At 62.1% G+C, this 14082-nt stretch carries 13 protein-coding genes and 1 tRNA gene; 8 read left to right on the top strand and 6 right to left on the bottom strand.

Going from position 1 to position 14082, the window contains the following annotated elements:
- The coding region (locus B8784_RS14320; RefSeq protein WP_084398628.1) for a type I pantothenate kinase at positions 1-625 on the top strand (625 nt) is incomplete at its 5' end.
- On the opposite strand, the gene B8784_RS14315 is transcribed toward B8784_RS14320, so the two are convergent.
- Positions 622-1248: a YitT family protein gene (locus B8784_RS14315; RefSeq protein ID WP_084398627.1), complete on the bottom strand. Its 627-nt coding sequence runs from the start codon at positions 1246-1248 to the stop codon at positions 622-624. The two genes, B8784_RS14320 and B8784_RS14315, sit on opposite strands and share 4 nt — an antisense overlap.
- 33 nt (positions 1249-1281) lie before the next feature.
- Complete coding sequence (locus B8784_RS14310; RefSeq protein WP_233356154.1) at positions 1282-2307, bottom strand: Kelch repeat-containing protein; 1026 nt, start codon at positions 2305-2307, stop codon at positions 1282-1284.
- Between the two features lie 162 nt (positions 2308-2469).
- On the opposite strand from B8784_RS14310, the gene gyrA reads away from it, so the two are divergent.
- Genes gyrA through tgt form a run of 5 tightly spaced genes read left to right on the top strand, consistent with a single transcriptional unit; the run spans position 2470 to position 8964 of the window.
- A complete protein-coding gene (gene gyrA / locus B8784_RS14305; RefSeq protein WP_084398625.1) occupies positions 2470-5244 on the top strand; it encodes a DNA gyrase subunit A in 2775 nt (924 codons plus the stop codon).
- Positions 5245-5298: 54 nt separating this feature from the next.
- The gene (gene coaD, locus B8784_RS14300; protein WP_084398624.1) at positions 5299-5793 is read left to right on the top strand and encodes a pantetheine-phosphate adenylyltransferase; all 495 of its coding nucleotides are present in this window, start codon (positions 5299-5301) and stop codon (positions 5791-5793) included.
- Positions 5793-6713: a peptidylprolyl isomerase gene (locus B8784_RS14295; RefSeq protein ID WP_084398623.1), complete on the top strand. Its 921-nt coding sequence runs from the start codon at positions 5793-5795 to the stop codon at positions 6711-6713. Before coaD ends, B8784_RS14295 begins: the two co-directional genes overlap by 1 nt.
- 15 nt (positions 6714-6728) lie before the next feature.
- Complete coding sequence (gene queA / locus B8784_RS14290; RefSeq protein WP_084398622.1) at positions 6729-7784, top strand: tRNA preQ1(34) S-adenosylmethionine ribosyltransferase-isomerase QueA; 1056 nt, start codon at positions 6729-6731, stop codon at positions 7782-7784.
- Positions 7785-7830: 46 nt separating this feature from the next.
- Positions 7831-8964 carry a tRNA guanosine(34) transglycosylase Tgt gene (gene tgt, locus B8784_RS14285; protein WP_084398621.1) on the top strand — a complete coding sequence of 378 codons (1134 nt, stop codon included), beginning with the start codon at positions 7831-7833 and terminating at the stop codon, positions 8962-8964.
- Here tgt and B8784_RS14280 read toward each other — a convergent pair.
- A complete protein-coding gene (locus B8784_RS14280; protein ID WP_143435509.1) occupies positions 8921-9805 on the bottom strand; it encodes a hypothetical protein in 885 nt (294 codons plus the stop codon). The genes tgt and B8784_RS14280 overlap by 44 nt on opposite strands.
- 114 nt (positions 9806-9919) lie before the next feature.
- Here B8784_RS14280 and B8784_RS14275 point away from each other — a divergent pair.
- A tRNA-Lys gene (locus B8784_RS14275) sits at positions 9920-9995 on the top strand.
- 182 nt (positions 9996-10177) lie between these two features.
- Here B8784_RS14275 and B8784_RS14270 read toward each other — a convergent pair.
- From B8784_RS14270 to B8784_RS14260, 3 genes are all read right to left on the bottom strand, one after another.
- Positions 10178-10822 carry a DUF4339 domain-containing protein gene (locus B8784_RS14270; RefSeq protein WP_084398619.1) on the bottom strand — a complete coding sequence of 215 codons (645 nt, stop codon included), beginning with the start codon at positions 10820-10822 and terminating at the stop codon, positions 10178-10180.
- Between the two features lie 113 nt (positions 10823-10935).
- Positions 10936-11748 carry a CC0125/CC1285 family lipoprotein gene (locus B8784_RS14265; protein WP_084398618.1) on the bottom strand — a complete coding sequence of 271 codons (813 nt, stop codon included), beginning with the start codon at positions 11746-11748 and terminating at the stop codon, positions 10936-10938.
- Positions 11749-12020: 272 nt separating this feature from the next.
- Positions 12021-12710 (bottom strand): hypothetical protein, encoded by a 690-nt coding sequence (locus B8784_RS14260; protein WP_084398617.1) that lies wholly within the window; start codon positions 12708-12710, stop codon positions 12021-12023.
- Positions 12711-12934: 224 nt separating this feature from the next.
- Here B8784_RS14260 and B8784_RS14255 point away from each other — a divergent pair.
- Positions 12935-14073, top strand: a protein-coding gene (locus B8784_RS14255) for an IS3 family transposase (RefSeq protein ID WP_143435295.1) whose coding sequence is annotated in 2 segments (ribosomal slippage) — positions 12935-13193 and positions 13193-14073 — 1140 coding nt in all. Because the reading frame shifts where the segments join, the coding sequence is not laid out codon by codon here.
- Positions 14074-14082 lie beyond the last annotated feature (9 nt).

Below are 14082 nucleotides of genomic sequence, written 5' to 3'. Positions count from 1 at the left end.
GACGCTCGCCGAAGGGCTGGTGCGTGCGCTCTCGCAGGAGGGGCGCGCCGAAACCGTTTCGACCGATGGCTTCCTCTATCCCAATGCCGTGCTGGAAGAGCGTGACCTCCTGATGCGCAAGGGCTTTCCGGAAAGCTATGACCGCGAGACCATGGCGGCTGCGCTGAGCGCGCTGCGTCAGGGGCATGCCGATTTTCCGGGCTACAGCCACGACATCTACGACATCGACCCGGCGCTGACGCGCACGCTGGCGCGGCCCGACATCCTCATCCTCGAAGGGCTGGGCTTCCAGCCGCCATCAGGCCCGGCGCGCGCGTCCGGCGAGCCGGACATGCTGATCTACCTCGATGCGGCGCTGGACGACATCGAGGCCTGGTTCCTTACCCGTTTCATGCAGTTCTGGGAGGCGGCCGAGCATGATCCGTCCTCCTTCTATGCCCGCTTCCGGCATATGAGCGTGCCCGAGGCGGAAGCCTTCGCGCTGACGGTCTGGCGCGACATCAACCTGCCCAATTTCGAAAACCATATCCTGCCGCTGCGCGATCATGCCGATCTCGTCCTGGAGAAGGATGGCGATCATGTCGTGCGGATCGTCGAGGATCGCACAGGCCGCAAGCGCGCCTAGCTCATCCCGCGATAGCGGCCCGGCTTGTGGTTGATGGCGACCGTCAGGTTCAGCACGAACGCGCCGACAATCGACAGCGCGACCAGCTTCAGCGGCAGCATGAACAGCGCAACGACCAGGATGGCGAGGTCGACAATGAGCTGGAAGAGGCCGGCCCGGATGATCCCCTTGTCCTGCAGGAATTGCGAGAGGATGGTCACGCCCCCGATCCCGGCGCGGTGGCGCAGCAGGACAACGAGGCCGATGCCCATCATCGCCGCGCCCATGACGGCAGCGAAGGCCGGGTTTAGCGACGAGACATCGATCCAGAGCGGGATCAGCCGTGTGAGCCCCGAGATGAGCGCGATGGAGATCAGCGTCCGGATGGAAAAGCCCCATCCCATCCGCAGGATGGAAAGCGCGAAGAAGGGCAGGTTCAGCACGAAGAAGACCGGCCCGAAGGTCAGGCTGGTGGCAAACTCGACGAGCAGGCTCGTCCCTGCGACGCCGCCCGTGATCAGCATCGCCTTGCTGTAGAGCGTCACCCCGAAGGAGAGCAGCAGCGTGCCGAGCAGGAGGGCCTGGAGGTCCTCATACCATTTGTGCTGCTGCAGCGGGGCCTGATCGTCTGCGGTGTCTGCCATGGCGATGGCTATTCACCCGCGCCCGTCACAAGGTCAAGGCGTATAGATCTCGACGGCTGCGCTGGTCTCGTTGCCGCTGGCCTTGCGGGCGCCGCCGATGACATAGATGTCGCGCCCGGCGGCCACCGCACCGAGGCCGTGGCGCGGCTTCGGCATGTCCGGGATGGCGCGCCAGCGGTCGCGGAGCGACTCATAGCGCCAGGCCTGGCGGAAGACGCCGCCCCCGCCGCCGAAATACTCCCCGCCAAATGCATAGAGGTCGGGGCCGACAGCGGCCGCCGCCAGCCCGCCCTGGGCCTGCGGCATCGGGGCGAGGCGTTCCCAGCGGTCCGAGGCTGGGTCGTAGACTTCGTGAACCGCGGTATTGCCGCCATTCACCGTGCGTCCGCCGACAACATGCAGCCAGCCATCGATGACGGCGGCCGCGGCACTGTTGCGCGCGGTCGGCATGGGCGCGACATCGAACCAGTGCGAGCCGTCGAAGCCCCAGGCGGCCGCCGTGTCGGTATGGTCGGTCCAGTCGAGATTGCGGTCAGCCTTCGGGATGCGTCCGCCGACGAGGAAAAGCTCACGCCCGATCGCGGCGGTGACGCTCTCGGCATTCGGGACGGGCAGGTCCGGCGCCCACTCCCAGTCATTCTCGGCGTCGTTGTAGAGCCACATGTCGCCCTGCATTTGCCAGGCGCCGGTCTCGCGCGACTCGAAGCCGCCAATACAGTAGAGGCTGCCCCGGAAGCTGATGAGCTGCGGATGGTGGCGCGCCACGGGGAGAGGTGCGCGCGGCGCCCACAGACCAAGCGACGGATCGAAGGCATGGTGGGCGGCGGTCGGCCCGGTGATCTTGCCGTTCTCGGCGATGAAGCCGCCTGCGAGATGGATCTTCCCGCCGTGCAGGCAGGGATAGATTTCCTGCACCGGCTCGGGCAGGGCGGGCCCGTCATGCCAGCCCTTGGCATGCAGCGGCAGTTCGGCGAAGGCGCCGGGTGCGGCGGCGGCTGTTGTCAGGCCCGCAGCCCCCATCAGGAAGGCCTCCCGGCGCGTCGGTCGAAATGCTGGCATGCGGACCATTCCTCCAAGGATTCGGAGATTACGATAGCGCTGTGGAAACCCCCGCCGCAACAGCCATGAGGATTTGAATAGCAGGGACCCGGCTGCTAGGCTCAGAGCCAGATTCTGCGGGCGATTCGACGCCTGCACCGGTCAACAAAAGGCAGGTTTCCCGTGAGCGACGAAAACACTCCGCCGGACGAGCCCGAAAATCCGATCCCGCCGCACCAGGACGGCATCGATCCGGTCGATATCGAGGATGAGCTGAAACGCTCCTATCTCGACTATGCGATGAGCGTGATTGTCAGCCGTGCGCTGCCCGATGTGCGCGATGGCCTGAAGCCCGTCCACCGCCGGATTCTCTATGCGATGCAGGTCAATGGCAACACGCCAGACAAGCCGCACCGCAAGTCCGCCAACATTGTCGGTGCCGTGATGGGGGCCTTCCACCCGCACGGCGACAGCGCGATCTATGACGCACTCGTGCGTATGGCGCAGCCTTTCTCCATGGGCCTGACACTGGTCGACGGGCAGGGCAATTTCGGCTCCATCGACAACGACCCGCCAGCCGCCATGCGTTACACCGAATCGCGCATGACCAAGGCGGCGCAATACCTGCTCGCCGACATCGACAAGGATACGGTGCCCTTCCAGGACACCTATGACCAGGAAAACAAGGAGCCGATGGTTCTGCCCGCGCAGTTCCCGAACCTCCTTGTGAACGGTGGCGGCGGTATCGCCGTCGGCATGGCGACCAATATCCCGCCGCACAATCTCGGCGAGGTGGTCGATGCCACGCTCGCCATGATCGACGATCCGGCCATCGACGATGAACAGCTGCTCGAAATCGTGCCGGGCCCGGACTTCCCGACTGGTGGGCTGATCCTCGGCTATGCCGGCTCGCGCAAGGCGCTGCTCGAAGGCCGCGGCTCGGTCCTGATGCGCGCGCGCACCGAGATCGAGACGGTCCGCTCCGGACGCGAGGCCATCGTGGTCAGCGAGATCCCGTATCAGGTGAACAAGTCCGCCATGGTGCAGAAGATCGCCGAACTGGTCCGCGACAAGCGCATCGAGGGCATCGCCGACCTGCGCGACGAATCCGACCGTCACGGCATCCGTGTCGTCGTCGAGATCAAGAAGGATGCGAGCACGGAAGTGGTGCTGAACCAGCTCTACCGCTTCTCGCCGCTGCAGAGCTCCTTCCCGGTCAACATGCTCGCCCTGAATGGCGGGCGCCCGGAACAGCTGAACCTGCGCGCCGTGCTGCAGGCTTTCATCCAGTTCCGCGAGGATGTCGTCGCCCGGCGCACCAAGTTCGAGCTGAACAAGGCCCGCGACCGCGCCCACGTCCTGGTCGGCCTGGCGCTGGCTGTCGCCAATATCGACGAAGTGATCCGCATCATCCGCCACTCGCCGGACCCGGCGACCGCGCGCGAACAGCTGCTCGCCAAGGCCTGGCCGGTGATGGATATGGGGCCGCTGATCGACCTCATCGCCGACAAGCGCACGCGCCGTGCAGGCGAAGACGCGATCTACCTCTCCGACGAGCAGGCCCGCGCCATTCTCGACCTGCGCCTGCACCGGCTGACGGGCCTTGGCCGCGACGAGATCGGCAACGAGGCCACCGGCCTGTCGGAAAAGATTGCCGACTATCTCGACATCCTGCGCTCGCGTCCGCGCATCCTGGACATCATCCGGGGGGAGCTGAACGAGGTGAAAGAGAAGTTCGCTGTGCCGCGGCGCTCGGAATTCACCTTCGCCGATGCCGACATGGACGACGAGGACCTGATCGAGCGCGAGGACATGGTCGTCACCGTCACGCATGGCGGCTATGTGAAGCGCGTGCCTCTGTCCACTTACCGTACCCAGCATCGCGGCGGGAAAGGGCGCTCCGGCGTTTCGATGAAGGACGAGGATTTCGTCACCCGTCTGTTCACGGCCAATACGCATACGGAGATCCTGTTCTTCAGCTCCGAAGGCATGGTCTACAAGGAGAAGGTCTGGCGCCTGCCGGTCGGCTCGCCGCAATCGCGCGGCAAGGCGCTGGTCAACATCTTCCCGCTGTCCAAGGAAGAGCACATCACCTCCGTCATGCCGCTGCCGGACGATGAAGAGAGCCGCAACGAGCTCGACGTGATGTTCGCCACACGCTCAGGGACCGTGCGCCGCAACAAGCTCAGTGATTTCATCCGGGTCAACCGCAATGGCAAGATCGCGATGAAGCTTGATGAGGGCGACGGCATCGTCTCGGTGAAGATCTGTACCGAAGACAATGACATCATGCTGACCACCGCGCTCGGCAAGTGTATCCGCTTCCGCGTCGATGATGTGCGCGTCTTTGCCGGACGCAACTCGACCGGCGTGCGCGGCATCCGACTCGAGAAGACCGACGAGGTCATCTCCATGGCGGTGCTCCACCATATCGACTTCACCTCGGCCGAAGCGCGCGCCTATATGAAGCAGGAAGCCGCCAAGCGCCGCGCCATCTCCGGCGAGGAGGAAGACGAAGACACCGACAGCATGGCCGATGACGAGCCGGATGATGCCGGCGAGGAAGAAGCCATCCTCAGCCCCGAGCGCATGGCCGAAATGGGCGCGGCCGAACAGTTCATCCTCACCATTGCCGATGACGGCCTCGGCAAGCGCTCATCCTCCTATGACTACCGGGTCACGGGCCGCGGCGGCAAAGGCCTCGTCGCCCACAATATCTGGGGCCGCGACAAGAAGAAGGGTCCGGTCAAGAAGATCGCCCAGTCCTTCACCGTCGAGGACAGCGACCAGGTGATGCTGGTGACGAATGGCGGTCAGCTCATCCGCACCGGCGTCGACCAGATTCGTATTGCTGGGCGCTCGACATCGGGTGTCTGGGTGCTACGTACGAATGAAGGCGAACGTGTTGTCTCCGTCGCACGTCTTGTGGAAGAAGAGGAAGACGATACAGAAGAGTAGCGGGCCGCCCGACCCGAAGAGCAGGTGCAGCAAGGACGGGCAGGGAGGACCACTATGGAGCGTGTCGGGCTTTATCCCGGAACCTTCGATCCGATTACGATGGGGCATCTCGATATTATCGGGCGCGCCCTGAAACTGGTTGACCGGCTGATCATCGGGGTCGCCGTCAACGAGGCCAAGAAGCCGCTCTTTGACCTTGAGGAGCGCGTGGCCATTGTCGAGCAGGATGTCGGCGATCTGCCCAATCCGCGCAATGTGGAGATCGAGGTCAGGCCGTTCGACAATCTGCTGATGCATTTCGCCGAAACCTGCGGCGTGCACGTCATCGTGCGCGGCCTGCGGGCGGTCTCGGACTTCGAATACGAATTCCAGATGACGGCGATGAACGAGCAGCTGAACCGCGAGATTGAAACCGTCTTCCTGATGGCGGATGTTCAGCATCAGGCGGTCGCGTCTCGTCTCGTCAAGGAGATCGCGCGGTTCGGGGGCGATATTACTTCCTTCGTGACACCCCGTGTCAGGAAGAAGCTTCTGGAGAAGTATGCGTAATGTATTTTCGGACGATTTCGACAGGTCTGGCCGGCCTCGGCCTGCTGGCGGCGGTGGCCTGCGCGCAGGAAAGCGGTGACACGGCCCAGCAGGCCGGCGCAGACGCCGCTGATGCCGCACCCGCTTTCACCATGGATGATGTGACCGCGGCGCCGGACGAATGGCGCCAGGTCGATCCCGACAACCTCCTCGTCTTCGAGACCAATAAGGGCCGCATCGTCATCGAGATGCTGCCGGACGTCGCGCCGAAGACGGTCGAGCAGTTCCGCGCTATCGCCAAGTCGGGTGACTTCGACGGCACGAGCTTCCACCGCGTGATCGACGATTTCATGGCGCAGGGCGGCGACATCTATTCCGCCAAGGGCCGCGATTCCGGCCTGCCGAACATTCCGGGCGAGTTCACATTCCGCCGCAAACCCTCCGACATGCCGATGACGCCGAAGGGCAAGCAGCAGGAGGCCACGCAAGGCCTCTACAAGGGCTTCCCGATCGCCACGCAGAGCGAATATCTCGCCGAGATGACCAAGGATGGCAGCGTCGACAGCTGGGTCCTGCATTGCCCCGGCGTCGTCTCGACCGCGCGCACCAATGATCCGAACTCGGCCAACAGCCAGTTCTTCCTGATGCGTTACAAGGCCGACCATCTCGACAAGTCCTATGCCGCCTGGGGCCGCGCGATCGAGGGGCTCGACGTGATCCGCTCGATCAAGGAAGGGCCGAAGCCGGGCGGCACGCCGATCGAGGATCCGGACATGCTGGAAGAGGCCTATATGGTCTCCGAGCTGCCGGAGGATGAGCGCCCCGAGGTCTGGGTCCAGAAAACCGATACGCAGGCCTGGGCCGACAAGCTCTCGGCTGCCGCCCAGCTCGACACCGACATCTGCAATGTCACGCGCGTTCCGGCGGTGATCGACGAATAAGGCTGGGCAGCCCGGTTGGACCTTTCGCACTTCTCGTTCGAGCTTCCCGAAGCGCTGATCGCGCTCCGGCCCGTGGAGCCGCAGGATGCCGCGCGGCTGCTGGTCGTGCATGGCGACGGGCGGCTTGAGGATGCGCATGTGCGCGACCTGCCGCGCTATCTCTCAAGCGGGGACACGCTGGTCTTCAACGATACGCGCGTCATCCCGGCGGCGCTGAAAGGCACTCGCCTGGCACGCGATTCCTCTGGGTCGGATATCGCCGTTGACGCGAATCTTGTCGAGCGGACCGGCCCGGCTGAATGGCGCGCGCTGGCCCGGCCCGGTAAGCGGCTGAAGCCAGGTGACAAGCTCGTCTTCGGCGAGGGCTTCGAGGCCGAGATCGTCGGGAAGGGCGAGGCGGGCGACATCCGGCTTGCTTTCAACCGCTCCGGCGAAGCGCTCGATGCCGCCCTCGATGCGCATGGCGCGATGCCGTTGCCGCCCTATATCGCGCGCCGCCGCGCCGCCGATGCGAGCGACCGGGAGACCTATCAGACGAGCTTTGCCGGTGACGAGGCCGAATCGGTCGCCGCGCCGACCGCCGGGCTTCACTTCACCCCACGTCTTCGCGAAGAGATCGCGGCTGCCGGCATCGAGAGCGAGACGGTTCGCCTGCATGTCGGCCTCGGCACCTTCGCGCCCCTGAAGGAAAGCCAGCTCGAAAGCGGCAAGCTGCATGAGGAATGGCGCCGGGTGAGCCCTGAGGTTGCCGCGCGGCTCAATGCGGTCCGCGCCGGCGGGCACAAATGCGTCCCCGTCGGCACCACCGCGCTCCGGACGCTGGAAAGTTCCGTTGGCCCGGACGGCCAGCTCGTCGAGACGATGGGCCCGACCGATATTTTCCTCAAGCCCGGCGACAGGCTGCGCGTAACCGATGCGCTGGTCACCAATTTCCACCTGCCGGAAAGCTCGCTTTTCATGCTGGTCTGCGCGCTGATGGGCACCGATGTGATGCAGGCCGCCTATGCCCATGCCATCGCAGAGAAGTACCGCTTCTATTCCTATGGCGATGCGTGCTTGCTGCTGCCGTGATGCTATGGCTTGCCAGCCTCGCCAGTTTCCGCCAAACGCCTCGCCCATGACCACCTTTCCTTTCGAGATCAATGCCCGCGAAGGCGCCGCACGTACCGGTGTGCTGAAGACCGCCCGTGGCGACATCCGCACGCCCGCCTTCATGCCGGTCGGCACGGCCGGGACGGTCAAGGCGATGTATATGGATCAGGTCCGCCAGACCGGGGCCGACATCATTCTCGGCAACACCTATCACCTGATGCTGCGCCCCGGCGCGGAACGGGTGAAACGCCTCGGCGGCCTGCACGAATTTTCCGGCTGGTCCGGGCCGATGCTGACCGACAGTGGCGGCTTCCAGGTCTGGTCGCTCTCGCAGCTGAGGAAGATGGACAAGGAGGGGGTGACCTTTCGCAGCCATATCGACGGCTCCGAGCATCGCCTGACGCCGGCCCGCTCAATCGAGATCCAGGCCGACCTTCTTGGTGCCGATATTTCCATGCAACTCGATGAGTGTACGGATTTTCCGTGTACGCATGAACAGGCCTTGAAGAGCCTTGAGCTTTCCCTCGACTGGGGCGGCAAGAGTCTCGACGCCTTCGGTGAGCGCGACGGCCAGACCCTGTTCGGCATCGTGCAGGGTTCCAATTTCGAGGATCTGCGCGAGCGCTCGGCAAAGGGCGTCGTCTCACAGGGCTTTGGAGGCATCGCGCTCGGCGGGCTCGCTGTCGGCGAAGGCCATGAGCAGATGTGCGCGACCATCGACATGACCATGCCGCACCTGCCGGACGACAAGCCGCGCTATGTCATGGGTGTCGGAAAGCCGGTGGATCTGGTCGAAAGCGTCGCGCGCGGCATCGACATGTTCGACTGCGTCCTGCCGACCCGCGCGGGGCGCCATGGCCAGGCCTGGACATGGGCCGGACCGGTCAATCTCAAGAATGCGCAGTTTGCCGAGGATACCGCGCCCCTGGACGAAGCCGTCGACTGCCCGGCGAGCCGGGACTATTCGCGCGCCTATCTCCACCACCTGATCAAGGCCGGCGAATATCTCGCGCCCATGGTGCTCTCCTGGCACAACACCGCCTTCTTCCAGGCGCTGATGGCAGAGATGCGCTTGGCGATTTCAGAAGGCCGCTTCGAGACGCTGCGCGCCGAGCTCAGTCATAGATGGGCGGCGACGAAGTCTCGTCCGCGGGACTAGAGGTTTCGCCGTCATGGCTCGGGGCAGGGCGGGCTTCCAACTGGCCGGAGGGCTGCGGAAAACTGTTCTGCGCCCGTGGCGTCTGGCTGGCGGGTCTCTGGTCGGCTTGTGCCTGAGCCCCTTGTGAGGCCCCGGGCGCGGCCAGCGCTTCTTCCCCGACCGGGGCCGGACGCAGATCGGTGCGCGCGGCCGGGGCCTTGGCCACGGCCGTCGGTGTCACCTCCGGCGCGGGCTGGGCCGCTGCATAGCCGGCGGGCGCATCGCCATGGAAAACGATTTTCTGGCGTTCTTCCTCCGGCTTCAGCTGCGGTACTGCAACCGGGTCGCAGCCTTTCATCAGGCCGAGCGCCTTGAGATAGGTGCGCCGGTGCGATCCGCGCTCATAGGCGCTCTCGATCTTCTTCTGGTGCGCCTTGGCGCCGGTGAGCTGCCGGATCCAGCCGCGATAGGGCATGATGCCGCCCGCCTCGGACGCCACGGTGCCGAGCACGCCGTCGGAGGCCGCACCCCCGGCCCGCTGCGACAGGGTCGGGTCGTCGCCGTCGTCTTCGGGGGTGTCCCAGTCAGGCCCGAGCACGGCGTTCAGCGTGATGATCTGGGCCTCGATTTCCGCGCAGGTGATGTCGGCGGGCACCTTGTACGGATTGCCGACCGATTGCAGCGCATCTGGAATCTGGTCGCGTTTGAGGTTCAGATCCTCCAGCGGCGTCATGGCGGCATCGGCAAAGCCGGCGCGGGTCTCGCTGACAGCCGTACTCGTCGCCTCGCTGGCCGGTTTGTTGGCGCAGCTGGCAAGCAGGAGAACGCTGCCGAGAAGGGTCAGGGAAGGCCAATTTTTCATGCCGCCGATTTCAGCCAATCAACTGGGCGAAAAAATGGCGTGAACTGACCTGCAATTGGGTTGCTGCAGCGCGTTGACCTGACCGGCGCACCCGGCTAGTTAGGCCGCTTCGGCGCGCCCATAGCTCAGTTGGTAGAGCAACTGACTTTTAATCAGTAGGTCACAGGTTCGAATCCTGTTGGGCGTACCAAGATATTCAGATAAATCAGAGAAGTGGAAGCTGCCCATTACCGGGCGACAGGTGCAATCCGTGTTGGGGACACGCTCGGGGACACGAAAAGCAGGCTCCCGAGCTTGTAGAATTCCTAGTGTAGAAATATCGACAGGGACTTCCGATTTGGCCCCTGCTATTTGTTAGTGGGGCTGTGCAGATTAGTCGTACTCGTACATTTCAGCGGATACCGCGTTAAATGTGGCGTCTGCGTTCGTACCTAGCGCGCTCACGCCACCAATGATCGCAACGGCAAACACCGGGAGCATCAAGGTTGTCGTGGTAGCATAGATCAAGGACACGTGCGCCCAGAAGTTTGAGGTCCGCTCAGGCTTGCGGATATAGGAAATCGCACTTCGATAGAGCCCAACAGGTTGCCAAACGGTCAGCGCCAATGCGAGCAAGATATATGCTAGCAGCGTAAGTCCGCCAAATACTGGAGCAATAGCGCCTCCAATCCCGATTAGAATCCAGAAGACGATGTGAAACAGGAGCCCGACGACAACGCCGTTCACCCAGAAGCTTTTGGCAAGACTGAACCGCCCCTGCCAATGGGACAAGAGATAGCCACCGAGTGATCGATCCGTCCCGGTCGCCTGTGCAGTGTAGAGGGGCGGAGCACTGGAAGCAAAAGAGTTCGGTGGAGCGAAGAGTCCTTCGACCTTACCAGCAGGCTTCCATTCAGGCATTCCTGCCCGCCACACTTGGTCAGTTGGCCGCAGACGTCCGGCTTCGATAAGTCGGGCCATTTTGTCTTCGGATATCGGCCCTGTTTTCGCCGACCCTCGCGCGATGTGCCATGTCATGGAACTATCCCAAAACCATAGTTGAGTTATTGGTGAGAATAGCAATAAGAGGTTTCAATAAGTTTTGCAGAAAGCGACGATTCCGCGCCGCTCTCCGGCTCGCCTTTGCACCTTCATCGGCTCGCCTTAAGATATCCGATCCTTTCTGGAATCGACATCGCATCGACGCGCCGCTTTTCGTGAGGGGGCAGCGAGGCATATACTTCCTCAATTGTCCGTTCGTCTGCTGCTGACGAAGCCCGGCTTGCCGGGACACTTTGGGCCGTTGGCGGAGCTGTCATGGTCAATTGGGCAGGGCGTGCCGGTTTGGAGGCAACAGACGCGGGCGTAATTCGCGCAGCCAGCTGCTCTGCGTTAAGCCCAGCGGCATTGCCGTACCGCGTCATGATCTGACGCACACTCAAAGCGTTTGACGCTTCGGGAGTCCCTTCCGAGACGAATTTCACCACGAGGTCGGTGCGGGGCTTTTCAGTTTCATACGTCTGGCCGGGATTGATGGTTGTTCTCGACGTGGCATTACCGGAGACATTTGTGCGGGCATTGCCGCTACACCATGTGGAGCCGCTGCCATAGCCGTAGCCGATGGTATTACAGTTTGCGGACGCGCTGGTATAGCCGGAACCGGAATAGCTGGTATCTGTCGTAACAGTCGCGGGCGTCGTATGGTGCGACGTGTCCGCCCATTCATCATAGTCCAGGATCATGAACAGGCTGTAGCCATTCATCCTGGCCAGATCGGCGGCGCGCACCATGGCGATGGCGTTCGTTTTCTGCCGAGAGGTTAGTCCATTTCCGTAAGCCTGGATGCGATAGGTGTCGCGGGCGAGGGGCGTTTCATTAAAACCGCCAAACGCGCCCCCTTCGGTGTAGGTGGCGCAGCCCGCTGTCAGCGTGAGCGCGATTATGCCGATGATTGCGTGTTTCATGTCCAGCCTCCAGATTCGTAGACCAGAACTGCCATACTAACGTTAAGGTTATGTTTGGCGGGAGCTCCAAATTGCGGGCGTTTGACTAACTGTTCGTGGTGTGAATAACGAAAAACGTGGCCTGAACGTGTCCCCACGGTGTTTCGAATTAAAGTGCGAGCCCGCAGGTGCTGGGAAGCCGACACCTAAATCGCTGTTTTTAAATCAGTGGTCAGAAAAAGAAAGACGTGCACCTTGCCGATTGTTTTTCCAGCACAGTGCTCCCGAAGCGGCTATTTTTGCCCTTCGGTGCGTGACTGTTTTCTTACGTCATCCACTGCGATAAGCGCGAAACCGATTATCACTAAGAGGAAACCAATTCCGAAGAACGCGATTGCTTGAGGAGCTGCCCCCACTGGCATCAAAGCGCAGCCAATCAAGAATATGCAAGTCCCGTAGTCCCTCAAGCGCTTTCCCGGCGTGCGCAGCCAAGTGATCGTATACCAGATAGTCCCAAACCCAAGGATAGCCAGACAGATCGAAAGCCAGCCTAAAATCCCAAAGATGGCCCAGGAATCCATTTCGTAACCATCATCCAGCAGATTGGAAAGCAACAGAATTGACCCAAAGGGAACTGCGAACATCCAAGCAGACAAAATGCATGTGCCTCTTGGGGACCACTTTTTCGGATCAGCGATACCCCGAACTCTTTCGGTGAAAACTGGCCTGAATCTGCCGAATGCACTGGAGAAGTTTCGCCAATACCTCACGCAAATGTAGCATAAGGCCACGACAGCAATGGTGAACAGCAACGGGGAAATTTTTTCGATATGATTAGCAACAACAAACAAGACAAAGAGAGCAATCGCTACAGAGATCAAGCGAAGGGCAATGACGCCAATAAACAGCAATCCGAGTAAGAGTTGGTCGGCGAATGCCACTATAATTGCGACGCATGCGAGTCCAATCAAAATAGAAAGCATTGCCTTCTCCTTTGCCCATCGGAAGACGGTTTTATCATAGAGGTGGAAAGGCAGGCCGAAGATGTTGCCTCAAACTTTTCTGAAATTTTGATTTTTTGTGTCTATCGCCAATCGGCTCCCTACACACCAGACCACAAATTGCCACGAAGGTCCCCCCCTGGTCTGCCCCCACGAAAGTGGTCCATTATTTGAGTTAGTTCCGGCTTCAGATATGGAGCTGAGACATGGGCAAGAGATCAACGCCTGAAGAGATCATAGCGAAGCTGCGGGAGGTGGAGGTCCGCCTCGCGCGGGGTGAGACGACGGGTCAGGCCGTGCGTTCGATCGGGGTGACGGAACAGACATACTATCGGTGGCGCAAGGAGTATGGCGGGCTGCAGGTTGGCCAGGCCAAACGGCTGAAGGAGATCGAGAAGGAGAATGCGCGGCTGCGTCGCGCCATTTCTGATCTGACCCTCGACAACCAGATCCTGCAGGAAGTCATCAAGGGAAAGTTCTGAGCCCTTCACGCAAGCGCGAGGCGGTCGATCATGTGGTGGAGACACTCGGCGCAACCGAGCGCCGGGCCTGCCGCGTGATCGGCCAGCACCGTTCCACCCAGCGCAAGCCGCGTGTGCCACGCCAGGACGAGGATGTGCTGACAGCGGCCATCATCGCCCTGGCTGAACGGTTCGGCCGGTATGGCTACCGCCGGATCACGGCCCTGCTGAGACGGGATGGCTGGCATGTGAACGAGAAGCGGGTGTATCGCATCTGGCGGCGTGAAGGGCTGAAAGTGCCAATGAAACAACCAAAGAGAGGCCGTCTCTGGCTGAATGACGGCTCCTGCATCCGGCTGAGGCCGATGCACAAGGGCCATGTCTGGTCCTATGACTTCGTTCAGGACCGCACGCATGACGGCAAGGTGTTCCGCATGCTGTGTGTGATTGATGAGTTCACTCGCGAATGCCTCGCCATTCGTGTCGAACGCAAGCTCAACTCCCGCGATGTCCTAGACACGCTGGGCGAACTGTTCGTGCATCATGGCCCGCCGGAGCATATCCGTTCCGACAATGGCCCCGAGTTCATCGCCACGGCCCTGCGCGAGTGGCTTGGCCGGATCGGCGTGAAGACGCTCTATATCGAACCCGGTTCGCCTTGGGAGAACGGCTACTGCGAGAGCTTCAACTCCAAGCTCAGAGACGAGTTGTTGGCGAGGGAAATCTTCTATGATCTCAGGGAGGCGAAAGTCCTGATCGAGACCTGGCGGTGGCATTACAACACCGCGCGTCCGCACTCTTCTCTGGGCTACCGACCGCCCGCGCCACAAGCCATCTTGCCCGCGGCGTTCATACCGCCTTACTGTGGGGAGGTAGCGGCATGAACGCCGCTA

The organism is Henriciella aquimarina (assembly GCF_002088975.1).
Lineage (GTDB): Bacteria > Pseudomonadota > Alphaproteobacteria > Caulobacterales > Hyphomonadaceae > Henriciella > Henriciella aquimarina.
This window is presented reverse-complemented; position numbering and strand designations above follow the sequence as displayed.